Genomic DNA, 22,402 nt, shown 5'->3' with positions numbered 1-22,402 from the left:
GCCGGGCCGTGCAGACGGGCCGGGAAACGACAGGCGGACGTGGCTCAGTTGGTAGAGCATCACCTTGCCAAGGTGAGGGTCGCGAGTTCGAATCTCGTCGTCCGCTCGATGTGGGGGATCTTGATCCCCGCCCCCATGCTCCTGGTGGAGTGGCCGAGAGGCGAGGCAACGGCCTGCAAAGCCGTCTACACGGGTTCAAATCCCGTCTCCACCTCCAAGGACGATTAGCTCAGCGGGAGAGCGCTTCCCTGACACGGAAGAGGTCACTGGTTCAATCCCAGTATCGTCCACTGAATCCGTTCGGTTTTTCCGGTGGATTCCCGCGCGATTAGCTCAGCGGGAGAGCGCTTCCCTGACACGGAAGAGGTCACTGGTTCAATCCCAGTATCGCGCACGCAAGGCCTGTGCATGTCGCCGCGAATCTGCTGCCGCAAGGCGCGGAGATGCGGGTTGACCTGCGCGATTAGCTCAGCGGGAGAGCGCTTCCCTGACACGGAAGAGGTCACTGGTTCAATCCCAGTATCGCGCACCGTTCAAAGCCCCCGGTCGAATCGAATTCGATGACCGGGGGCTTTGTCGTACTTACCGTGGGGCTCGGGCTTTACCGGTCCCCCAGGATTTTCAGGAGTCTCACGAGGAGAAGAGCATCCGGCCGAAGCTCTTCTGGCGGTGGTGACCCCCATGGTGGCCACCGTGGTGCGGGGCGCCCCAGGCGGGGGCGGAGCCCGCCGGGTAGCCCTGCGGGGCCGGCGGCACGGGCGGGGCGGGCTGCGCCCACTGCGACTCCAGACGGGTCAGGGCCTCCAGCTCGCCGTAGTCGAGGAAGATCCCCCGGCAGCCGCTGCACTGCTCTATCTGAACGCCATTGCGGTTGTACGTGTGCATCGCTGCACGGCACTTGGGACACTGCATCGTCGGCTCAGCTCCTCGCCGTTCGTCCGGCATCGCCGGAACATGCTCCCGGCGACGGTCGGTTCAGCCTACGACGAGGAGGCGGGGTCGGGGGCCGACTCCAACTGCGCCGGGAGCGCGGCGATCCGGGCGCAGGCGTCGATCAACAGGCGCTCCACCTCGTCCAGATCCCGGTTCTCCGCGGCGGACTTGGCGATCGCGAGGGCCGCGGTCTGGACGGTGAGGGCGCGCGCGGGGACGTCGAGCCGGGGCCAGGGGTCGTCCGCCGGGGGTGCGGCGGGGCCGCGGGCGCCGCGGTAGGCGCCGAGGAAGCGCTGCCAGATCTCCGGGGGGAGCAGCCCCGCGGCGTACCAGGCGGCAGGCCGCGCCAAGTCCCAGGCGGGGTCGCCGATTCCGAGGTCGTCCACGTCGATGAGCAGCCAGGGGCCGTCGGGCGCGGGGTGGCGTACGAGCTGGCCGAGGTGCAGGTCGCCGTGGCAGAGGGCGTACGGGCCCGGCGGGGCCGCCTCGTCGCGCGCCCAGGCGGGGAGCCGCTCCCAGGCGCGCTGTACGGGCACGGCGGCGGGGCAGGGACCGGCGGCCCGCATCCGCGCGACGGCGCGAGCGGCTTTGGCGGGGCCGCGCATGTACGGCAGGCCGCCGGCCCGCACGGCTTCCAGCGGTACGGAGTGCAGCCGGGCGACGAGCCTGCCCGCCTGCTCCCAGGGGGCGCCCTCCGGGTCGTCGGGGTCGACGGGGGCGCCGTAGGGCCACGCGGTGACGGGCCGCCCGGCGGCGTTCTCGGCGGCCTCGGCGTCCGTGCTGAGCGGCGGCAGCAGGATCCCGGCGAGCAGCGGATGCGCGGCGAGGGCGAGCCTCGCGCGGTGGCCCAGGGGGTCCGTGGCCTCGGCGTGCGCCTTGGCGACGGCTCTGCCGTGCCGTACGACGACCCCGCCGCCGCGCTGCGCGAGCACGGCGTCGGTGTGCCCGCAGGCAGAACAGCGCGCCGGGTCCGCCGCCTCAGGATCCCCGGCATGAGCGGCCTGCCGAGCGACAAGCCCCAGCGCACGAACGACGGCGTTGGTCACGGCGCCCTCCTCCCCGGGTACGAAATGCCCACATGCCCGCATGAGGACCCTACGTCGGCCCCGACCCGGACCGGCGACCGGGCAGTGGGGGCGCCGACGCCGGACGCGGACGCCTGGCCGCTCAGAACGGGCCCCTGGGGTCCAAGGGCCAGCCAAGCCGCCCCGGCTGGCCGGCCCCGCCAGGGGCCGGGCTCCGGTCCTCAGCCGGGATGCCCGCGCGCGGCGAAACAGCCGCGCTGGGAGCCCGGGCCCCGCTCGGGGCCCGGCCGGAAGCCGGGGCTGCCGCAGAGGGTAGCTCGGCCGGGACCTGGGGGCCGCCGCAGCCGGTGGCTCAGCCCGTGCCAGGAACGCAGGTCCGGCGGCGGCAGAAGCCCGCCGCAGAGCTCCGACGCGACCCCGCGTACGGGCGCCCCAAGGCCCGGGAGCCACCGCGGCCGGTGGCTCAGCTCACACCAGGAACGCACGTCCGGCAGACCGCGGAAACCCGCCACAGTGTGCCGAAGCGACCCCGCGTACGAGTGCCCCGGGGCCTGGGGGTCGCCGCGGTCGGTGACCCGGCCCAGGCCAGAAACGCAGGTCCGGCGGACGACGGAAGCCCGCCGCCGGGCGCGAACGCGCACCCGCGCACGGGCTGCCCCAGCGCCGCGAATCACCGCGGCGAGTGGCTCACCCCGCACCAGGAGCACAGGTCCATGGGACGGCGGAAACCCGCGCAGGGCGCGACCACTCAGCCGCGTACCTGGCCGTGCCCGCACCAGGAACACAGGACCGGCAGACGGCAGAAGCCCGCCACAGGGCACGGACGCACACCCGCGCACGGGCTGCCCCGGGGGCCGCCGCAGCCAGTGGCCCGGCCCACGCCAGGAACGCAGGTCCAGCGGACGGCAGAAGCCCGCCCCCGGGCGCGTACGGATGCCCCGGCGTCAGAAGGCACAGCCGTGTGCGGGCAGCGCGATGGCCGGTCAGCTCCCCAGCTGACCGGCCAAACGCTGCCGTCCGCCGCACCCCCGTCCCCACGGGGTTGTTGGCCGGATGTCCCCGACCCGGGCCGCTCTCCCAGGTCCGGGGCGCCGCTCAGCGCCCCAGCATCACGCCCACGGACGACGCCTGTGTGACCACCGCGTCCCAGCCGCCGAAGACGACTACGAGCAGGGTCGCCAGAGGAAGGACCATGGCCGTCGCCACCAGCGGGTGGCGTGTGCCGGACCGGCGTTCGCCGAACGCCGCGAACGCCTTGCGTCCCTGCGTACGGATCGCTGCCCGCGGTGCCGTGCCCGCCATGGTCCTTCTCCTGTCTGTCCCGAGAGCGGCGAGTGTCGGACCTCGGGGGACGAGCTGCTGCACCCGCCGCTTGAGCACAACACTAGGGACACGGCGTGCCCCGGACGTCATGCCCGCGTACCCATTGACGGGCCTCCCAGGGGATGAGCCACCCGCGGGTGGTGTACTCCCCAGGGTGGAGAGCCGGGTCTACGTCTGGGGGTCTTCCCTGAGAGGCCGCTCCGCCGACCGCTCCGAGGAGTCCTGCCGGGGCACCGGCTGTTCCACCAGCGCGAGCACCCGCGTGGCCATGAACCGGGCCGTCCTGACGACCGATCCATTGCGGGTGACTTCGCTCACTTCCACCACGCCGCGGCGCACCGCCGTCTCCACCCGGCGGCCCGCCCTGCTCGCCACGACTTCATACGTACGGGTCGTGTCCCCCGCGTCCACGACTATCTCGACCCTGTCACCCTTCACGATCCAATCCCCCTTCTGCGACGGACCATTGAGATCTCGCACGGGCCGGAAGGACTTGGAATCCGCCGTCCTCCCGCCACTTACCGAGTTTCCCACCCCGCACTGACAATCGGTCGGTCCGCGAGGGCGCGGCCTATGAGCGCGCCGGGGCGCGGGTACGTAAGCTGTGCCACGTCACACGGACGACCGGGCAGCGGGGATGGACATGGCGATGATGCGGCTCCGGCGCGAGGACCCGCGTGTCGTCGGTTCGTTCCGGCTCCACCGGCGGCTTGGCGCCGGCGGTATGGGGGTCGTCTATCTGGGGTCCGACCGGCGCGGGCAGCGCGTCGCGCTGAAGGTGATCCGCCCGGATCTGGCGGAGGACCAGGAGTTCCGGTCGCGGTTCGCGCGCGAGGTGTCCGCCGCGCGGCGGATCCGCGGCGGCTGCACGGCACGGCTGGTGGCCGCGGATCTCGACGCGGACCGGCCCTGGTTCGCCACCCAGTACGTACCGGGCCCCTCGCTGCACGACAAGGTCGCCGAGGACGGCCCGCTGCCGGCCGCCGAGGTCGCCTCCGTGGGCGCCGCGCTCTCCGAGGGCCTGGTGGCCGTGCACGAGGCCGGTGTCGTCCACCGCGATCTCAAGCCGTCGAACATCCTGCTGTCCCCCAAGGGCCCCCGCATCATCGACTTCGGCATCGCCTGGGCGACCGGCGCGAGCACGCTGACGCATGTGGGCACGGCGGTCGGGTCGCCCGGGTTCCTCGCACCGGAGCAGGTGCGGGGCGCGGCGGTGACCCCGGCGACCGATGTGTTCTCGCTGGGGGCGACACTCGCGTACGCCGCGACCGCCGACTCGCCCTTCGGACACGGCAGTTCGGAGGTCATGCTCTACCGGGTGGTCCATGAGGAGGCGCATCTGCACGGGGTGCCGGACGCCCTCGCGCCGCTGCTGCGCGCCTGTCTCGCCAAGGACCCGGACGAGCGCCCCAGTACGCTCCAACTGTCCATGCGGCTCAAGGAGATCGCGGCGAGGGAGGCCCAGGGTCTCTCGGCGGGCCGGCCGCCCGCGCAGCGGGTGCGCGAGACGCAGGAACTGCCGACGGGGCGGCTGACCGAGCGGTACACGGAGCGCGAGCGCATCGTGGTCGAGCGCGGCCCCCAGAACCGCACTCCGAGCGGTACGGGCGGCTCCTCCGGCCCCGTCGGCTCGTCCGGGTCCCGCCCGAGGGCCCCGAAGGCACCCAACTCGGGGGCGTCGTCGCGTACCGGCGGTTCCCGTACGGGTGGTTCGCGCCCGTCGCAGTCGCGCGGCAGCGGGACCGGGCGTACGGGCGGGGGCCGGCCCACCGGGCCGCGGACGACCTCGGGCGGGCGGCGGCCCGCCAATCCGCGGCTGCTGCGGCAGCGGCTGATCGTCTTCGTCGTGGTGACGCTCGTGGTGGCGCTGGGGATCGCGGCGGCCCAGCAGCTCTGACCCGCCGGCGTACGGCCTCCTCGGCCCCCTCTGCCCCCTGGGCCCCTTCCGGTCTCAGATCTCCGGTCTCAGATCTCCGGTCGGCCCGCTGTGACCGCGTAGAAGGCGACCGCCGCCGCGGCGCCGACATTCAGCGAGTCCACCCCGTGTGCCATGGGGATACGGACCCACTCGTCTGCGGCCCGCAGGGCCCGCGCGGAGAGGCCCTCGCCCTCGGCCCCCAGCATCAGCGCGACCCGCTCCAGCCGGTGCGGCGCGGCCTCGTCAATGGTGGAGGCCCGCTCGTCGGGGGTGAGCGCCAGCAGCCTGAACCCCGCTTCCCGTACGGTGTCCAGCGCGCGCGGCCAGCCGTCGAGCCGTGCGTACGGTACGGAGAACACCGCGCCCATCGAGACCTTCACCGAGCGGCGGTAGAGCGGGTCGGCGCAGTCCGGGGAGAGCAGGACGGCGTCCATGCCGAGGGCGGCGGCGCTGCGGAAGATCGCGCCGATGTTGGTGTGGTCGTTGACCGCCTCCATGACGGCGACGCGGCGGGCCGTACGGAGCACCTCGGCGACCGCCGGAAGCGGCTTGCGGCGCATGGAGGCGAGGGCGCCGCGGTGGACGTGATAGCCGGTGACGCGTTCGGCGAGGGCGGGGCTCACCTCGTACACCGGGGCCGGAGTCCCGTCGATGACGTCCCGCATGGTGTCGACCCACTTCGCCGACAGCAGCATCGACCGCATCTCGTAACCGGCGTCGCGGGAGCGGCGGATGACCTTCTCGCCCTCGGCGATGAACAGCCCTTCGGCGGGCTCGCGCCTGCGCCGCAGTTCGACGTCGGTGAGGTCGGTGTAGTCGTGCAGGCGGGGATCGTCGGGGTCGTCGATGGTGATGAGGTGGGCCACGGGGTGATGACTGCCTTGTCCGGTGGGTGGTGGGTCGGAACGTCTGGGGGCGTCAGGGGGCGTCCGGAGGCCGGGACGGTTCAGTGCCGGCCGTCACCGAGGGCGACCACATCGCCGATGACGATCACGGCGGGCGGCCGTACCTCTTCGGTCCGTACCGTCTCCGCCACGGTCGCAAGCGTGGCGTCGACCCGCCGCTGAGCCGCCGTGGTGCCCTCCTGGATCAGCGCGACGGGCGTCTCCGGGGCCTTGCCGTGCGCGACGAGCGCCTCGGCGATGGGACCGATCTTGTCGACGGCCATCAGCAGGACGAGCGTGCCATGGAGACGGGCGAGCGCGGCCCAGTCGACCAGCGAGCGGTCGTCGTCCGGCGCGACATGTCCGCTGACCACGGTGAACTCATGGGCGACTCCCCGGTGGGTGACGGGGATCCCGGCGGCGGCGGGCACGCTGATGGAGCTTGAGATACCGGGCACGACGGTGCACGGGATTCCGGCCTCGGCGAGCGCGTGGACCTCCTCCATGCCGCGGCCGAAGACGAACGGGTCGCCGCCCTTGAGGCGGACCACGGCCCTGCCGGCCTTGGCGTGCTCTATCAGCGCGTCGTTGATGGCCTGCTGGGCCATGGCGCGGCCGTACGGGATCTTCGCGGCGTCCACCACCTCGACATGCGGCGGGAGTTCGTCGAGCAGGCCGCGCGGGCCGAGGCGGTCGGCGATGACGACATCCGCCTCGGCGAGGAGCCTGCGGCCGCGCACGGTGATCAGGTCGGGGTCGCCGGGACCGCCGCCGACGAGGGCGACGCCGGGGGTACGGGTGCGGTGGTGGGGCGCGGCGAGGGTGCCGTCGCGCAGGCCCTCGACGATGGCGTCCCGCAGGGCGGCGGAGCGGCGGGGGTCGCGGCCGGTCAGTACGGCGACGGTGACGCCCTCGCTGCGGCCGGTGGCGGGGGTCCAGGCGGTGGCGGCCTCGGCGTCGTCGCTCCGTACGCACCAGACGCGGTTGCGTTCGGCCTCGGCGGAGGCGGTGCGGTTGGCGACGGGGTCGCTGGAGGCGATGAGGGCGTACCAGGCGTCGGTGAGGTCGCCCTCTTCGTACCGGCGGCGCTCCCAGCGGATCTCGCCGGCTTCCGCCATGGCCTCGACGGACGCCTTCGCGGAGGGCGACACCAGCACGATGTCGGCGCCGGCCGCGATGAGCGCGGGCAGCCTGCGCTGCGCGACCTGCCCGCCGCCGACGACAACGACGCGCCGCCCGGACAGGCGGAGTCCGACGGGGTAGGCGGGGTGCTCGGCGTGCTGGGCCATGGCGGTGCGGACTCCTAGGGCGGGGTGGGGCCGCTGCGGCGGTGAAGCGGCTGGTGGGGCGGGGTGTGATCCCGTCGCCCACCTTACGGGGAGGCGCGGCGGGGGTCACGATCGCGGCGCCTGCGGGGGCCCTGCGGGGCTTGTCCCCTCCCCGCCCCTACCCAATTCCGGGGCAAGCCCCGGCCCCCGAAAAGCCGCAGGGGCTACCGCCCCCACACCCGAAAGGCGCCGGCTCCGCGGCGCGGGAGTGGCGGGGCGGGGCCCTGGGCGGTGCGGGAAGCGGGCGGCCAACTGCCGTAGGGGGCGCCACGGGAAGCGGATACGGACGCGCGTGCCACGGCGCGGGCACCCGGCGCGGAAAAGGCGGGGCGAGGCCCCGAGCGGTGCGGCAAGCGCACGGCCAACTGCCGTAGGGCGCGGCACGGGAAGCAGACACGGACGCGCGTGGTACGGCACGGAACACGCGGCGCAGGAAGCCGACCGGGCTGCGGTACGGCGGGGCGGGGGAAGCGGACACGGACGTGTTACGGAACGGAACACGCGGCACGGAAACGACGGGGCGGGGCCCTGAGCGGCGCGGGAAGCGGGCGGTGGGCTACGGCAGGGCGCGGCACGAGCGGACACGGACGTGCGTGGTACGGGCACGGAACACGCGGCACGCGACATGCGAGGGGCTGTGCCACGACGCGGGCGCGCGGCGCGGAGAGCCGACCGGGCTGCGGTACGCGTGCGGCGGCTTCCCGGGCCGGGGCGCCCGGCAGGCGACAGTTCCGCGCGCCCTCAGGGCGGCAAGTGTGCGCGCCGCGCAGCCGGCGCCTTGGGGGTGTGGGGGCGGTAGCCCCCGCGTTTCCTTTGGGGTCCGGGGCTTGCCCCGCGGATCGGGTAGGGGCGGGGTGGGGAACAAACCCCCGGGCGCGCCCGAGCCGACGCTTCCGGGGCCCGGGGCCCGCCCCCGGATTCGGCCCCCGCGGCCCCCTGGAGGCTACTTCTCCGTCACTCCCGCCGAGTCGAACGTCGCCACCTCATGCATCACCCGCGCCGCACTCTGCACCACCGGCAGCGCCAGCAGCGCTCCCGTGCCCTCGCCCAGGCGGAGGTCCAGGTCGACCAGCGGGCGGAGGCCGAGCTTGTTGAGGGCTGCCACATGGCCCGGTTCGGCGCTGCGGTGGCCGGCGATGCAGGCGGCCAGGGCCTCGGGGGCGATCGCGCGGGCCACCAGCGCCGCCGCGCCCGCGCTGACGCCGTCCAGGATCACCGGCGTACGCAGGGACGCGCCGCCGAGCAGGAAGCCGACCAGGGCCGCGTGTTCCAGGCCGCCGACCGCCGCGAGGACACCGACCGGGTCGGCCGGGTCCGGCTGGTGGAGGTCCAGGCCGCGGCGGACGACATCGATCTTACGGGCATGCGTCTCGTCGTTGATGCCCGTACCCCGCCCGGTGACCTCCGAGGCGTCCTGGCCGGTGTAGACGGAGATCAACGCGGCGGACACGGTCGTGTTGGCGATGCCCATCTCACCGGTGAGCAGCGCCTTGTTGCCCGCCGCCACCAGATCGCGCGCCGTCTCGATACCGACCTCGATCGCCGCCAGGACCTCTTCGCGGCTCAGCGCGGGCCCGGTCGTGAAGTCCGCCGTACCGGCCCGGACCTTGCGCGGCAACAGGCCCGGTGTCGCGGGGAGTTCGCCCGCCACACCGACGTCGATGACGCACACCTCCGCGCCCACCTGCGTCGCGAACGCGTTGCACACCGCGCCCCCGCCCAGGAAGTTGGCCACCATCTGGCCGGTGACCTCCTGGGGCCATGGCGTCACACCCTGCGCGTGCACCCCGTGGTCGCCCGCGAAGATCGCCACAGCCGCCGGCTCCGGAATCGGCGGAGGACACAGTCGCGACAACCCGCTGAGCTGCGCCGAGATGATCTCCAGCATGCCCAGCGCGCCCGCCGGCTTCGTCATCCGCTTCTGCCGCTCCCATGCCTCGCCGAGCGCCTTCGCGTCCAGCGGGCGGATACCGGCGATGGTCTCCTGGAGCAGATCGTGCGGCTCCTCGCCGGGCAGCGCCCTGCGGCCGTACGTCTCCTCGTGGACGACCCACGACAGCGGCCTGCGCTTCGACCACCCCGCCCGCATCAGCTCGGGCTCCTCGGGGAACTCGTCGACGTACCCGACGCACAGATACGACACGACTTCGAGATGCTCGGGCAGCCCCAGCGCCCGGACCATCTCGCGCTCGTCGAAGAAGCTGACCCAGCCGACCCCGAGCCCCTCGGCCCTGGCGGCGAGCCAGAGGTTCTCGACGGCGAGCGCCGAGGAGTACGGGGCCATCTGCGGCTGGGTGTGCCGGCCGAGCGTGTGCCGGCCGCCGCGCGTGGGGTCCGCGGTGACGACGATGTTCACCGGGGTTTCGAGGATGGCCTCGATCTTCAGTTCCTTGAACTGTTTCGCCCGGCCCTTGGGCAGCGACTTGGCGTACGCCTCGCGCTGGCGCTGCGCCAGTTCGTGCATGGACCGGCGGGTCTCGGCGGAGCGGATGACGACGAAGTCCCAGGGCTGCGAGTGGCCCACGCTGGGCGCGGTGTGCGCGGCTTCCAGGACGCGGAGCAGGACCTCGTGCGGGATGGGGTCGGAGCGGAAGCCGTTGCGGATGTCCCGCCGCTCGCGCATCACCCGGAGCACGGCCTCGCGCTCGGCGTCGTCGAAGCCGGAGGCGGCGGGCGGGCCCTGCGGAACGACGGCCTCGGGCTCGGGGGCGGGCTCAGGGACGGCCTCGGCCCCGGACTGGAACTCGGCCTCGGTGACGGGGACTTGTACGGGGACGGGGGCAGCGGGGGCGGGCACCAACTCGGAATCCGGTACGGGCACGGCTTCCGGGACGGGCTCAACCGCCTGCGCCGGTACGGGAATCGCCTCCTGCACCGGCTCGGGCCGCGGCTCCGGTACCGGCCCGGCCACCGGCTCGGGCGCGCTCTCGGCCGCGGCCGCCGGCTCGTCGGCCGCGGGCGGTTCCACCACCACCGCCGCCGCCACCACCGCCGCCGTCGGCACCGGTTCCGGCCGGGGCTCGGGCTCGGGCACCACGGCGACGGCCTCGGCAGGCTGCGCGTCCGGTACAGATACGGGTACGGCTACGGGCTCCTGCTCCGGTACGGTCTGCGCCTCCGCGGCCGGCTCCGCCTCCGCCACGGGCCCCGGCTCCGGGACGGCCTCAACCCGGGGTGCGGTCTCGGCCTGGGGCGCGGGCTCTGCCTGGACCATGGGCCCGGCCTGGACCGACTCGATCTCGACCATGGGCTCGGCCTGGGCCATGGATTCGGTCTGGACCGCGGACTCGGCCTGGACCGCGGATTCCGGCTCCGGGGCCGGTTCCGGGACGACCGTTTCTGCGTGCGGTTCCGGTGTCACCTGAGGTTCCGAGGTCCACGGCACCCCGGCCTGCGGCGGAATCTCGCTGAGCTGCGGCCCCGGCAGGACGGCCGGTTCCGGTTCCTCGCGCGGGATGTCCAGATACTCCGGGCCCGTGGTGGGCGGCCCCTGCGTCTGGGCCCGTACGCGGACGGACTGGGTCGGGGTCCCCGCGGGGCCGCGGTCGGCGAGCGAGCGCACCACGCCGCCCGTCGGGTCCGGCACGGGCGGACCCATGTGCAGCGGACGGCGCGGCGGGGCCTGGGGCGATACCGGGGGCGCGGTCGACACGGGCGGCGGAACCCGTACGCCGCTGAGGTCCACCGAACCGGAGTCGCGGCCACCGGTCTCGTGCGCACCCGGCTGGTGAAGCTTCTGGCCACGGCCGAGGGAGCCCTGCGCGGGGCCCTGGGGCGCCGCCTGCTCCGGGACGTTCGGCGCTTCCGATGACTCCTGGTGCTCCGGCGCGTTCTGCTCCGGGCCCTGCGCCGCCACCGCTTCCGCCTCCGCGGGCGGCCCGGCGGGCGCCTCCTGGACCTGGACCGGCATCGCGAACTCGCCCGAGCCGTCGCCCCCGGCACCGGACCCGGCCACCGCGACCGGGCCCTGCGGCTCCCGCGCCATGAACTCGGCCTCGGCCTGCGCCTGGAACTCCTGATGCGACTGCTGCGACTGCTGCGACTGCTGCGACTGCTGCGATGCGAACGCCTGCTGCGGCTCGGTCGGAACTTGGACCTGGACCTGGACCCGCGGATCCGTCACCGGGACCTGCTGAACCGGCACCTGCGCCTGAACCTGCTGAGCCTGAACCTGGGCACCGGCGTGCACCGGCACCTGCTCCGGGCCAAGACCCGGACCCGGCACCGGCACCGGCACCTGGGCCTGGGCCAACGGGGCGCCTACCGCCCCCTGCTGTTCTATGGGCGGCGCCTGCTGCTGCACCAGCACCTGCTCCGCCGCCCCGTACCCCTCCGGTGCGCCATACGTCTCGGGCACCGGGAAGCCGTACCCCCGGGCGCGGGCATGGCGTACCCGTCCGGCGCCGCGTAGACCGCGGGCGCCTCCGCCGGTACCACCTGGGGGTCCCCCCACCCCCCCTGCGCGCTCGGCATCAGCAGCAGGTCCTCGTCCTCGGTGACGGACTCGGAGGGGCCCAGGTAGGTGTACGCGCCGGGAGCGTGGACGCCCGGCTGCTCCACCATGCCCGCGTCCTCCGGCAGTCCCTCGCCCAGGACCCGGCCGGTGTCAGTCATGCGTACCCCTCGCCCATTGGTTCTGCTCCTTCAGCCTTCACCCGGGGCGCCCGATCCGCGGCGCTTCCGGCGCCCGTCAAGCACAACGAGCGTGGGCGCCGCGCGGCACGAACGGCCCGCGTCCGGCCTGGAGTCTCCCGGCTTCGCGCGGTCCTTTCGCCACCATGGCAGAAGGCCTGCCACGGCCCGTTGTGGACTGCGCCACGTCGCGCGTCCCCCCGGTTTCGCCGTACCACATCGGGGCCCAAAACGGGCCCCTTTTCCGGACATTGACGAACGAACCGACGAACGCCCGGCTGCGGTACAACGATCGGCCAGCCTACCGCGCGCGGCGCCCGAACAGGGTCAGGGGCCGGTCTCCGGACGCTGCCCGGAGACCAGGAAAACGACCGAGCGCTCCCGCTCCGACCACGCTCCGGTGTCGAGGTCGACGGACTGGAGCAGCGCGCACTCCACCTCGTATCCGCCCTCCGCCAGGGCCCTTCCGACGGCCTCGGCCTCGTCCCGGGTCGCCGCGTGGGTGACGATGCGCTCGGGCCTGCGGTCGGCGCAGGCGACGACCACGTCGATACCGCCGCCGCCGATCCGTACGACATCGGGTTCGGGCAGCCGCTCCAGGACCTGGGGCGCCCGGCCCTGGACGACCTGCATCTGAACTCCCGCGCGGCGGGCCGCCGCCGCGGTGCTGGCGCAGGCGCCGGGCTCGTCGTCGACGGCGATCACGGCCGCGCCGAAGCGGGCCGCCTCGGCGGCGAGTGCTCCGCTGCCGGAGCCGATGTCCCAGATCAGATCGCCGGTCCGGGCGCCGAGTCTGGCCAGTTGGGCGGCGCGCAGCCAGGTCGACTCGCCCTCGTCGAGGTCGATGCCGTACTCCGCGGTGGGCAGCGCCCAGCCGCGTTCGGCCGGCGGGTAGCCGGGGTCGCGGCCGGCGATCCAGCCGCCGGTGGGGGCGACCGCGGTGCCGACGCCGCCGATGACGATCACCACATTGGGGTCGCGCCAGACATGGTCGGCGGCCTTGTCGGAGGTGAGGACGCTGACCTGTTCCCGCTCGGTGCCCAGTTCCTCGCAGATGACGAAGGTGCGGTGGACCCCTTCGAGGAGCAGGGCGAGTTCGGCGGGCCCGGCGCCCGGGGAGGTGAGGACGGCGACCTTGGTGTGCGCCCGGCAGACATTGACGGCGCGGCGGAGCGTACGGCGCTGGGCGACGACCACCTGGGCGTCGTCCCAGGCCATTCCGGCCCGCGCGAAGGCCCCGGCCACGGCGGAGACCGCGGGGACGACCTCGACCTCCAGGCCGTGTTCGGGGGCGCGGAGTGTCCTTACGACACCGAAGAAGCCCGGGTCCCCGTCGGCGAGGACCACGGCGCTGCCGCGGTGCCCGGCGATCCGGCGGGCCGCCAGGTCTATCGAGCCGAGCCGGATGCGCTCGGCGTCGGGCGGCACCTCGGGAAGCGCGAGATGGTGGGCGGCCCCGGCCACCAGTGTGGCGGCCGAGAGGGCGGACCTGGCAGCAGCGGTGAGGGGCGAGCCGTCCCAGCCGATCACCGTGACGCGGTCGGCCATCGTCGTCAGTCTCCCGGAGGTCGTCGTGGTCGCCTGTGCCGCCCGTGGTCAGGTGTGGTCGAGCGGTGGCGGAGCACAGGGAAGCGGCAGGGCACAGAGGAGCACGGCGAGACTACCTGACCAGGCGTGGAGGCCGCCGGGCGGTGGGGGTACGGCCGGCCGCCGGTCCGGGCCCGCGCGCCGGGTGCGGCGCGTACGGAGGACGGTTGTCAGTTCCAGTCGGTCGTCAGTTCCAGTCGGTGAAGGACGCGTAGCCGCTCGCTTCTGCCATCTGCTCGGCCACGCCTTCGAGATCCTCGGGCAGCAGACTCCAGACGATCAGGTCGGTACGGATATCCGTCCAGCCGCCGTCCTCGGTCTGCGTACGCGCTATCCACGCGTGGCGCAGAACGCCCTCGCTGATGCAGCCGATCTTCTGCGCGACTTGCTGGGAGGCGGTGTTGTCGGCGGCCGTCCGTACTTCGATCCGCTCGAACTTCTGGTCACGGAAGAGCCACTGCGCGACCGCCAGCGCCGATTCCGTGGCGTATCCCTCACCGCGTGCCCAGGGGGCGGTCACATAGGCCATCTCGGTGGAGAGCGCGTGCCAGTTGGTTCTGCGCAGCCGCACGATCCCGACGAGCCGCTGAGTGAGGAACTCGGTGACGGCGAAGGCGATTCCATGGCCTGCGAGACGTTCCGCGGGGGCGATCCTGTCGACCCACCGTACGGCGTCCTCGCGCGTATACGGATGGGGTACGGGCGTCCATGCCGTGACCAGCTCGTCGTTCATCATTTCGATGTGCGCCGGGATGTCCGCCCGCTCGAAGGAACGCAGCACCAACCGCTCCGTGCTGATGGAAACGTCCGGAAACGTGGTGGTCATGCGCAGCTCCATGCCTCAGTCCGTCGTAAATGCACAGCATGCAGCATCGGATGGGGATGCGCATGGCCGGGTCGCCAGGAATGCGCGGGCCCCGGGTACGGAGACGTACGCGGGGCCCGCACCGGCGGACGCGGAGACAAGAACGTTACTGCTCCGGCCACTTGGGCGGCACACTGACCACCCGTTGCCTACTGGACCGCGCCGAAGGAGGCCACGATGGAGCCGTCGAAGGTGTCCTCGATGTACTTCTTGACCTCGGGCGAGTTGAGGAGTGTCGCGAGCTTCCGCACCCGCGGGTCCTTCTCGTTGCCGCGCTTGACGGCGAGGAAGTTGGCGTAGGGGTTGCCCTCGGACTTCTCCAGGGCGAGCGAGTCCTGAGCGGGCTTCAGCTCGGCCTCAAGGGCGTAGTTGCCGTTGATCACGGCGGCGTCGACATCATTGAGGGCGCGGGGCAGTGTGGCGGCCTCCAGCTCCTTGAATGCGATGCCCTTCGCGTCCTTGATGTCGGAGAGATTGGCGTCGATTCCGGCGCCGTCCTGGAGAGTGATCACACCGTTGTCGGCGAGCAGCTTGAGCGCGCGGCCCTCATTGGTGGTGTCATTCGGAATGGCGATGCTCTGGCCGGACTTGATGCCCTTGAGATCGTCGATCTTCTTGGAGTAGAGACCGAGCGGTTCCAGCTCGACATTGACGACGGGCACGATGTCGGTGCCGTTCTTCTTGTTGAAGTCGTCGAGATACGGCTTGTGCTGGAAGAAGTTGGCGTCGACCTCGCCGCTCTGGGTCGCGGTGTTCGGCAGGACGTAGTCGGTGAACTCCTTGACCTCCAGCTTGAGTCCCGCCTTCGCCGCGAGATTGTCCTTGACGAAGTTCAGGATGTCGGCGTGCGGTGTCGGGGACGCGGCGACGAGCAGGGGTGCGGACGCGTCGGCCGAGGCGCCCGATCCTGCCTTGTCCGAGGAGCCGGGGTCGGAGGAGGTGCCGCAGGCGCTGAGGGTCAGGGCGAGGGCGGCGGTCGCGGCGACGGCCGCGCTGAATCTGACGGTGGTACGCACGAAGAGTGCCTCTTTCCACTGATGCGGGTGACGGAGCCCGGACAAGGAGTGCGGGCTGTGAGGGGAGAAAATCAGGGGCGCGGGGCTCAGGAGGTGCTGCGGCCACGGCGTGCCAGCAGGCGCACCGCGCCGTCGCCGAGGAGCTGGACCGCCGTGACGATCACGATCAGGACCACGACCGTGGCGAGCATGAAGCCGTTCTCGAAGCGCTGGAATCCATAGGTGACGGCCTTGGAGCCCAGCCCCTCGCCGCCCACGGCCCCGGCCATGGCCGAGTAGCCGATGAGCGCGATGACGGTGGTGGTCACTCCGGCGACCAGGGAGGGCAGGGCCTGCGGCAGCAGCACCTTGCGGACGATGGTCGGTACGGAACCGCCCATCGCCTGGACCGCCTCGACCAGACCGTGGTCGACCTCCCGGATCGCGGTCTCGACGAGGCGCGCGAAGAAGGGGATGGCGCCGACCGCGAGCGGGACGATCATCGCGGTGGGACCGATGAAGGTGCCGACGACAAAGGTGGTGAACGGGATCAGCGCGATCAGCAGGATGATGAACGGCAGCGAGCGGCCGATGTTCACGATCACCCCGACCGCCTTGTTCACCGGGGCGTTCTGCAGCAGCCCGCCCCTGTCGGTGAGGACCAGCAGAATGCCGAGGGGCAGTCCGCCGAGGACGGTGACGAGCGTGGACCACAGCACCATGTAGAGGGTGTCGATGGTCCCCTGGGCCAGCAGGGGCTGCATCTCGGACCAGGTCACTTGGCATCTTCCTTCACCAGCGCGGGCGTCCCGCCCTCGGCGGACTCGTTCGCCACGGGCTTCCGGGCGGGTTCGTTCTCCGGCGGGTCGTCCACGACTTCGGCCTGGAGGCCCTGTTCCCGGAGGAATCCGACCGGGACGACGTTCTCCTCGTAACCGCCGGGCAGTTCGATCCGCATCCGGCCGATCTGCCGCCCGCCGACGGTGTCCATCGCCGCGCCCAGGATGGTGATGTCGATGTTGTACGTGCGGGAGAGCTGGGAGATCACCGGGCGGGTCGCGGCCTCGCCGTGGAACGTGACATCGATGACCGTGCGGCCGGGGCCGGACGGGGCGCCGCCCACCGGGAACAGTTCCCGCGCGAGCTGCGAGCCGGGGGTGGCGAGGAGTCCGCCGACCGTGCCCGACTCGACGATCCTTCCCTTCTCCATCAGCGCGGCCGAGTCGCAGATCGTCTTGACGACCTCCATCTCGTGTGTGATCAGCAGAACGGTCAGCCCGAGCTGCCGGTTGAGATCGCGGAGGAGCTGGAGGATCGAGCGGGTGGTCTCGGGGTCGAGTGCGCTGGTCGCCTCGTCGGACAGCAGCACCTCGGGGTCGCCGGCCAGCGCCCGGGCGATACCGACCCGCTGCTTCTGACCACCGGAGAGCTGGGCGGGGTACGACGAGGCCTTGTCGGCGAGCCCGACCAGATCGAGCAGTTCCAGGGCGCGGCGGGCGCGGTCCCGGCCGGAGACACCGAGGATCTCCAGGGGCAGTCCGACATTGTCCTGGACGGTGCGTGAGGACAGCAGGTTGAAGTGCTGGAAGACCATGCCGATCGAACTGCGGGCCCGCCGCAGCTCCTTGCCGGCCCGCCTTCCGCGTCCGGCGAGCGCGGTGAGGTCCTGGCCGGCTACGGTCACCCGGCCCGCGGTGGGGCGTTCCAGGAGGTTGACGCAGCGGATGAGCGACGACTTGCCCGCGCCGCTCTGTCCGACGACGCCGAAGACCTCGCCCTCACGGACGTGCAGGTCCACGCTGTCGAGCGCGGTGATGTCGCGGCCTCGTGACGCGGCTGACCGATAGATCTTGGTCAGACCCGTAGTAGTGATCACAGGGGTATCCATCACTGTCGAGTGCACGGCGCAGTGGTGGCCGGGCACGGGGCGATCGTCATTCAGACGTGCGGGTGCCGACGCTCGATGGCTTCATGGCGTACGGATGCGGTACGGCGCGGCAGTGCGACGCCGATACCGGGCGCGAGGCTCAGGCAGGGGCCCTCAGTGGGCGCACATTCGACACAGACAACGAGCACCGGGCGTCAGGGTCGCCTCGGTCGCGGGGGCGCGGTAGCTCGTCGTGGTCATGCCGCAAGTAAAGCAGACATCAAGAGACTCCCAGCGACCTGTCCGCATATCGGACAATCCTGTCTCACTTCGGTGCCGGTGGGCGCGGGGCCGGGGACAGGGTGCCTTTTGCGCCGTAATACGCTCGGGCCCATGCTTGTCGCCCTGACGGTCGCGGTCTCCGTGGCCGCGCTCGCCCTGGCCGCCTGGTGCGGTTTCGCCGCCCTGCGCGACCAGCCCACCAAGGACTGGCACTTCATCGGCATGGCGGTGGTGTCCGCGCTGGCGCTGGTCCAGTTGGTGGTCGGGATCACTCAGCTCGCGCGCGGCGAGAAGCCCGACCAGGGTTCGGTGATCTTTGTCTCGTATCTGATCGGCGCGCTGCTCGCGGTGCCGATGGCCGGTTTTCTGTCACTGGCCGAGCGGACCCGCTGGGGTTCGACGACGGTGGCCGCGGGCGCGGTCGTCCTGGCCGTGCTGGAAGTACGGCTGCACGACATCTGGGGAGGCTGACGATGGACGAGACCGCCACCGGTACGAAGACGGAGCCGACGGGCGGGGAGGCCGGAGACGACAGCGGCCGTACGGGCCGGCTCGTCCGCGGCCCCGGTCTGCTGCTGGTCTGGCTGTACGGCGTGATGTCGGTCGGCGCGGTCTCCCGGTCGGCGTACCAGATCGCGACGGAGTTCGAGCACGCGCCGCTGGCGTACGCGCTCTCCGCCGTGGCGGCCCTGGTCTACGCGTTCATCACCTACACGCTCGTACGCGGCGGGGAGACGGCGCGGAAGGCGGCCCTGGTGTGCTGCGCCGCCGAGCTCGTGGGGGTGCTGACCGTCGGGACCTGGACGCTGGCCGACCCCTCGGCCTTCCCGGACGCCACGGTCTGGTCGGACTACGGCATGGGGTATCTCTTCATCCCGGTGCTGCTGCCGGTCACCGGGATCCTGTGGCTGCGGAAGGCCCGGCGCTGACCGTCCGGTCCGGGCCTTCCCCTCCGCGTCAGGCGCTGGCCGCGTACGCGCCCAGACCGGCCGGCTTCTCCAAGGTGACCAGCTTCAGCCGCGGGCCTATCTCCTCCGCCGACACGGCCGCGTAACCACGGCTGCGGTAGAGCCGGAGATTGCCCTCGCTGCGGTGGCCGGTGAAGAGCTGGAAGCGCTTGGCCGCCGACTCGGCCGCGAAGTGCGCCTCTATGGCGTCCAGCAGCCGGCCGCCGAGACCGTGGTGGCGCAGCCGGGGGTGGACGATCAGCTTGGCGATCCGGGCGGTGCCGGCCGCGTCGACACTTCCCCGTACGGAAGCGACCACTTCGTCACCGAGGCGTGCCACCAGGCAGTGCCCGCGGCCGATCTCGGCCTTGAGGTCGTCGAGCGTCTGGGTGAGGGGCTCGATGGTGTAGTCGCCGTACAGCTCGGCCTCTTGCTGGTAGCACAGGTACTGCAGCTTCAGGATGTGTTCCGCGTCCTGCGCGCTCGCCGCTGCCATGGTCACGCTCATGCCCATGTGTGCATGCCTCCCGCTCACCTGATCCCGCCGGTTGTCTACCGCTCCTTTCCCCGCGGTTCAGGAGCAACAACCTCCGCCGCCAGTAATCTGCGCAGGCATTCCACGCATTTCGCCCGCAAAGGGCCCAAGCTGCCCTGTGACATACCCAACTCGCCCGCGATTTCGCGGTAGGTGGGGTCGGCGGGAGAGAGCAGCGCGGCCAGCAGCCGGGGGCAGCGACCGGGGGTACGGGGGACCGCCGCGCGGAGCAGCAGCCTCCGGTGGTTGTGCAGCGCGGCCCGCTCCGGGTCGGACTCGGGCCCGGCGGCGGGCTCTTCACGGTACGGGTGCCGGCCGGCGGCGGCACCGCGGGCGCGGCGCGCCTCGTCCCGTACGGCGTTCCGTACCCACCGCCCGGGATCGGCCGGCGGGCCCTCGGCGCCGAGCCGCTCCAACAGCCGTACCCAGATGTCCTGTTCGAGATCGCGCGCCTCGACACCGGTCTCCGGCACCTCGGCCGCCGCCTCGGCGCTCACAAGCGGCCCCAGCGCGCGGAGGAGCGGCATATGCGTTGTATGCGTCATGTCCCCCGGGACGCCGGCGCGACGGAGGGCGGTTGCTCCCCGGCCGGGCGGTCACCCGACCGGGGAAACTCCCGTCAGCGCTGTCAGCCGCGTCAGCGGCCGAGGAAGTCCGCCCGCGCCAGCAGACCCGTGTCCGGGTTGTCGGTGAAGATGCCGTCGATGCCCGTGGCGAAGTACGTCCGGAAGGCGCCGAAGGCGTCACCGTACGCGTTCGGGTCCGTGCCCCGGCGGAAGTCGGCCGGCAGGAAGGAGTTCTCGTTGCGCATCGTGTACGGGTGGAGGATCAGGCCCTGCGCGTGGGCGTCCCGTACCAGCGTGGTGGGCGTGGTGAGCTTGCCCGAGGCGTCCTTCGGGATGATCAGGTCGAGCGTCGGGCCGATGCCCTGCGCGTAGGACGCGATCCACTTCAGGCCCGCGGGCTTGATCAGGTCGTCGGTCGTGCGCGGGTCGCCGGTCGCCTGGAAGTCCCACGGGCGAGTGCCGGCGCCGGAGAGCAGCACGACACCGGGCGAGTCGACCAGCTTGGCCAGCCGCTGGATGCTGGTCGGCTCGAAGGACTGGAGGAAGATCGCGGAGTCCCTGCGGTCGCGGCCGTAGCGGCGGAGCAGCTTCGCGAGGCGCTCCTCCAGGCCCAGGCCGATACCCCGGAAGTAGGTGGGGTGCTTGGTCTCCGTGTAGAGCCAGACCCGGCGGCCGAGGCGGCGGCCCTGCTCGTCCGCCCAGCGCAGCACCTCTTCGAAGGTGGGGATCTCCCAGCGGCCGTTGTAGAGGGTGCTGTGCTGGCGCGTGCCCGGGATGCGCTCGGTGGCGCGCAGGGTCTTCAGCTCGGCGAGCGTGAAGTCCTCGGTGAACCAGCCCGTGATGCTGACGCCGTCGACCGACTTGGTGGTCTTGCGGCTCGCGAACTCCGGGTGGTCCGCGACATCGGTGGTGCCGGTGATGTCGTTCTCGTGGCGGCAGACCAGGTGGCCGTCCTTGGTGGGCACCAGGTCCTGCTCGATCACATGCGCGCCGAGGTCCAGGGCGTGCTGGTACGAGCCGAGGGTGTGCTCGGGACGGTAGCCGCTGGCCCCGCGGTGGCCGACGATCGTGAGGGTCGGCAGCTCCGGACGGGAGGGGCCGTGACCGCCCCGGCCACGCTCGGTGGCCTGTGCCGTGGCGGGCAGTGCCATGGCGGCGGCCGAGCCGAGCACCGCCGCTCCCAGTACGGTCCGCCGGCCGGGCGTGTTCCGCGCACCCTGTGTCATGAACGCTCCTTGATGTGATGTTTTGCACCTGTCAAGCGAGCCCGAGCGTAGGCGGCGGTGTCTGCCACGGGGGAGACCTCGGACGAACGTGGCGCAAACACATGTCAACAGCGCGTATCCAGCCAGTGAACCCGATGTGCGAACCCCAGGAGCCGCGAGTAACGTGCTCACCTGCGGAGATGTTCACTCTCCGTCCCTCGCCGTTCCCCGACTCCGGAGGACCCGTTGTCCCGCTTCGCGCTCATCAAGGCAGCGCTCGGACCGATCATGCGCCTGATGTTCCGCACCCGTGTGGAGGGCGCCGAGAACATTCCGGGGAGCGGGCCGGTGATCCTCGCCGGCAACCATCTCACCTTCATCGACTCGATGATCCTGCCGCTGGTCTGCGACCGCCAGGTCTTCTTCATCGGCAAGGACGAGTACGTCACGGGCAAGGGGCTCAAGGGCCGGGCGATGGCCTGGTTCTTCACCGGTGTGGGCATGATCCCGGTGGACCGGGACGGCGGGCGCGGCGGGGTCGCGGCGCTGATGACGGGCCGCCGGGTGCTGGAGCAGGGCAGGATCTTCGGTATCTACCCGGAGGGCACCCGCTCCCCCGACGGCCGCCTCTACCGCGGTCGTACGGGCATCGCGCGGCTGACGCTGATGACGGGCGCGCCGGTGGTGCCGTTCGCCATGATCGGTACGGACAAGCTCCAGCCGAACGGTACGGGCATGCCGCGCACCGGCAAGGTGACCGTGCGCTTCGGCAAGCCGATGGAGTTCTCCCGCTACGAGGGCATGGACCGGGACCGTTATGTGCTGCGGGCCGTGACGGACTCGGTGATGGCAGAGGTCATGGAGCTGTCGGGCCAGGAGTACGTGGACATGTACGCCACGAAGGCGAAGGCCGCCTGACCGCGCCGCCGCGCTGCCAACCCGCCCGGGGCTCGGACGGGTTGGCAGCGCGGCACCGGGAAGGACCATCCGTATGAAGCCGCTGCTGATGATCGATGTGGACGGTCCGCTCAATCCGTACGGGGCGCTGGCCGCCCCCGAGGCGCCGTACGGCTATGTCAGGCATCTGATGCGGCCGTCGCTCTGGACGCGCACGCGGCCGGACGCACTGCCGGTGCTCCTCAACCCGGACCACGGCACGGAGCTGCGGGCACTCGGCGGGCTGTACGAGCTGGTGTGGGCGACCACCTGGGAGGACGACGCCAACGAGTGGATAGGCCCGGTCCTGGGGCTGCCCGAGCTGCCGTACATCGCATGGCCGGAAACACATGGCTGGGCCCCTCGCGGGACCCTGTGGAAGACGCAGTACGTCCTGGAGTACGCGAAGGGACGGCCGTTCGCGTGGGTCGACGACGAGATCACCTCGTACGACCGGGACTGGGTGGACCAACAGCACCTCGCCGCCGCCCTGTTGCTCCATGTCGATCCCCGCACCGGACTGACCCGGCCGGACTTCGACACACTTGAGGAGTGGGCGGCGGCGCTGTAGCCG

21 protein-coding genes and 5 tRNA genes are annotated in these 22,402 nt (G+C 72.2%); 10 read left to right on the top strand and 16 right to left on the bottom strand.

Translation table 11 applies throughout. The annotated features are described in order from the left end of the window. Window positions 1-33: 33 nt before the first annotated feature. The 5 genes from KQY30_RS29880 (at window position 34) to KQY30_RS29860 (ending at window position 529) form a co-directional block, all read left to right on the top strand. Window positions 34-106 (top strand) — tRNA-Gly (locus KQY30_RS29880). Window positions 107-143: 37 nt separating this feature from the next. Next, window positions 144-217, top strand: a tRNA-Cys gene (locus KQY30_RS29875). A gap of 1 nt (window position 218) precedes the next feature. After that, window positions 219-290, top strand: a tRNA-Val gene (locus KQY30_RS29870). Between the two features lie 32 nt (window positions 291-322). Further along, window positions 323-394 (top strand) — tRNA-Val (locus KQY30_RS29865). A gap of 63 nt (window positions 395-457) precedes the next feature. Continuing rightward, window positions 458-529: transfer RNA gene (locus KQY30_RS29860), tRNA-Val, on the top strand. 101 nt (window positions 530-630) lie between these two features. Here KQY30_RS29860 and KQY30_RS29855 read toward each other — a convergent pair. The 4 genes from KQY30_RS29855 to KQY30_RS29840 form a co-directional block, all read right to left on the bottom strand. Beyond that, window positions 631-912, bottom strand: coding sequence for a zf-TFIIB domain-containing protein (locus tag KQY30_RS29855; protein ID WP_217309613.1), 282 nt, complete (start codon window positions 910-912; stop codon window positions 631-633). Between the two features lie 68 nt (window positions 913-980). Beyond that, the gene (locus tag KQY30_RS29850) at window positions 981-1,979 is read right to left on the bottom strand and encodes a phosphotransferase family protein (protein ID WP_254407374.1); all 999 of its coding nucleotides are present in this window, start codon (window positions 1,977-1,979) and stop codon (window positions 981-983) included. Between the two features lie 1,074 nt (window positions 1,980-3,053). Next, window positions 3,054-3,260, bottom strand: a complete 207-nt coding sequence (locus KQY30_RS29845) for a hypothetical protein (protein WP_217309609.1) — start codon at window positions 3,258-3,260, stop codon at window positions 3,054-3,056. A gap of 189 nt (window positions 3,261-3,449) precedes the next feature. Further along, entirely contained in the window at window positions 3,450-3,719 is a 270-nt protein-coding gene (locus tag KQY30_RS29840) for a hypothetical protein (RefSeq protein ID WP_217309607.1), read from the bottom strand. A gap of 199 nt (window positions 3,720-3,918) precedes the next feature. On the opposite strand from KQY30_RS29840, the gene KQY30_RS29835 reads away from it, so the two are divergent. Continuing rightward, window positions 3,919-5,178 (top strand): serine/threonine-protein kinase, encoded by a 1,260-nt coding sequence (locus tag KQY30_RS29835; protein WP_217311402.1) that lies wholly within the window; start codon window positions 3,919-3,921, stop codon window positions 5,176-5,178. A gap of 68 nt (window positions 5,179-5,246) precedes the next feature. Here KQY30_RS29835 and KQY30_RS29830 read toward each other — a convergent pair whose 3' ends face one another. The 9 genes from KQY30_RS29830 to KQY30_RS29790 all read right to left on the bottom strand — a co-directional run bounded on the left by KQY30_RS29830 (window position 5,247) and on the right by KQY30_RS29790 (window position 17,366). After that, window positions 5,247-6,065: an RNA methyltransferase gene (locus KQY30_RS29830; protein ID WP_217309605.1), complete on the bottom strand. Its 819-nt coding sequence runs from the start codon at window positions 6,063-6,065 to the stop codon at window positions 5,247-5,249. Between the two features lie 80 nt (window positions 6,066-6,145). Then, the gene (gene cobA, locus KQY30_RS29825) at window positions 6,146-7,372 is read right to left on the bottom strand and encodes a uroporphyrinogen-III C-methyltransferase (protein WP_217309603.1); all 1,227 of its coding nucleotides are present in this window, start codon (window positions 7,370-7,372) and stop codon (window positions 6,146-6,148) included. Window positions 7,373-8,354: 982 nt separating this feature from the next. Then, entirely contained in the window at window positions 8,355-11,321 is a 2,967-nt protein-coding gene (gene cobT / locus KQY30_RS29820; protein ID WP_217311401.1) for a nicotinate-nucleotide--dimethylbenzimidazole phosphoribosyltransferase, read from the bottom strand. Between the two features lie 368 nt (window positions 11,322-11,689). After that, the gene (locus KQY30_RS29815; RefSeq protein ID WP_217309602.1) at window positions 11,690-12,025 is read right to left on the bottom strand and encodes a hypothetical protein; all 336 of its coding nucleotides are present in this window, start codon (window positions 12,023-12,025) and stop codon (window positions 11,690-11,692) included. A 345-nt stretch (window positions 12,026-12,370) separates the two neighbouring features. Further along, a complete protein-coding gene (gene cbiE / locus KQY30_RS29810; protein ID WP_046506581.1) occupies window positions 12,371-13,591 on the bottom strand; it encodes a precorrin-6y C5,15-methyltransferase (decarboxylating) subunit CbiE in 1,221 nt (406 codons plus the stop codon). A gap of 226 nt (window positions 13,592-13,817) precedes the next feature. Next, window positions 13,818-14,456, bottom strand: coding sequence for a GNAT family N-acetyltransferase (locus KQY30_RS29805; protein WP_254407373.1), 639 nt, complete (start codon window positions 14,454-14,456; stop codon window positions 13,818-13,820). Window positions 14,457-14,644: 188 nt separating this feature from the next. Continuing rightward, the gene (locus tag KQY30_RS29800) at window positions 14,645-15,511 is read right to left on the bottom strand and encodes a MetQ/NlpA family ABC transporter substrate-binding protein (RefSeq protein ID WP_217309599.1); all 867 of its coding nucleotides are present in this window, start codon (window positions 15,509-15,511) and stop codon (window positions 14,645-14,647) included. Window positions 15,512-15,597: 86 nt separating this feature from the next. After that, on the bottom strand, window positions 15,598-16,269 hold the full coding sequence (locus KQY30_RS29795) for a methionine ABC transporter permease (protein ID WP_217309597.1): 672 nt from the start codon (window positions 16,267-16,269) through the stop codon (window positions 15,598-15,600). Continuing rightward, complete coding sequence (locus KQY30_RS29790; protein ID WP_217309596.1) at window positions 16,266-17,366, bottom strand: methionine ABC transporter ATP-binding protein; 1,101 nt, start codon at window positions 17,364-17,366, stop codon at window positions 16,266-16,268. The genes KQY30_RS29795 and KQY30_RS29790 overlap by 4 nt, the downstream gene beginning before the upstream one ends. Window positions 17,367-17,750: 384 nt before the next feature. Between KQY30_RS29790 and KQY30_RS29785 the strand changes: the two genes are divergently transcribed. After that, complete coding sequence (locus KQY30_RS29785) at window positions 17,751-18,110, top strand: hypothetical protein (RefSeq protein ID WP_217309594.1); 360 nt, start codon at window positions 17,751-17,753, stop codon at window positions 18,108-18,110. Between the two features lie 125 nt (window positions 18,111-18,235). Further along, a complete protein-coding gene (locus KQY30_RS29780; RefSeq protein WP_254407712.1) occupies window positions 18,236-18,568 on the top strand; it encodes a hypothetical protein in 333 nt (110 codons plus the stop codon). A gap of 28 nt (window positions 18,569-18,596) precedes the next feature. Here KQY30_RS29780 and KQY30_RS29775 read toward each other — a convergent pair whose 3' ends face one another. From KQY30_RS29775 to KQY30_RS29765, 3 genes are all read right to left on the bottom strand, one after another. After that, a complete protein-coding gene (locus KQY30_RS29775) occupies window positions 18,597-19,100 on the bottom strand; it encodes a GNAT family N-acetyltransferase (protein WP_217309593.1) in 504 nt (167 codons plus the stop codon). A 38-nt stretch (window positions 19,101-19,138) separates the two neighbouring features. Then, window positions 19,139-19,648 (bottom strand): sigma-70 family RNA polymerase sigma factor, encoded by a 510-nt coding sequence (locus tag KQY30_RS29770; RefSeq protein WP_254407372.1) that lies wholly within the window; start codon window positions 19,646-19,648, stop codon window positions 19,139-19,141. A 110-nt stretch (window positions 19,649-19,758) separates the two neighbouring features. Next, window positions 19,759-20,913, bottom strand: coding sequence for a glycerophosphodiester phosphodiesterase (locus KQY30_RS29765; protein WP_217309590.1), 1,155 nt, complete (start codon window positions 20,911-20,913; stop codon window positions 19,759-19,761). A gap of 267 nt (window positions 20,914-21,180) precedes the next feature. Between KQY30_RS29765 and KQY30_RS29760 the strand changes: the two genes are divergently transcribed. Both KQY30_RS29760 and KQY30_RS29755 read left to right on the top strand, forming a co-directional pair. After that, window positions 21,181-21,810 (top strand): 1-acyl-sn-glycerol-3-phosphate acyltransferase, encoded by a 630-nt coding sequence (locus KQY30_RS29760; RefSeq protein ID WP_232789107.1) that lies wholly within the window; start codon window positions 21,181-21,183, stop codon window positions 21,808-21,810. 73 nt (window positions 21,811-21,883) lie between these two features. Then, on the top strand, window positions 21,884-22,399 hold the full coding sequence (locus KQY30_RS29755; protein ID WP_217309589.1) for an HAD domain-containing protein: 516 nt from the start codon (window positions 21,884-21,886) through the stop codon (window positions 22,397-22,399). Window positions 22,400-22,402: the final 3 nt, after the last annotated feature.

It is taken from the genome of Streptomyces sp. GMY02 (assembly GCF_019056675.1).
In the GTDB taxonomy this organism is placed as follows: domain Bacteria; phylum Actinomycetota; class Actinomycetes; order Streptomycetales; family Streptomycetaceae; genus Streptomyces; species Streptomyces odonnellii.
Note: the sequence above shows the minus strand (reverse complement) of the source record. Positions and strands in the feature narration are given on the sequence as shown.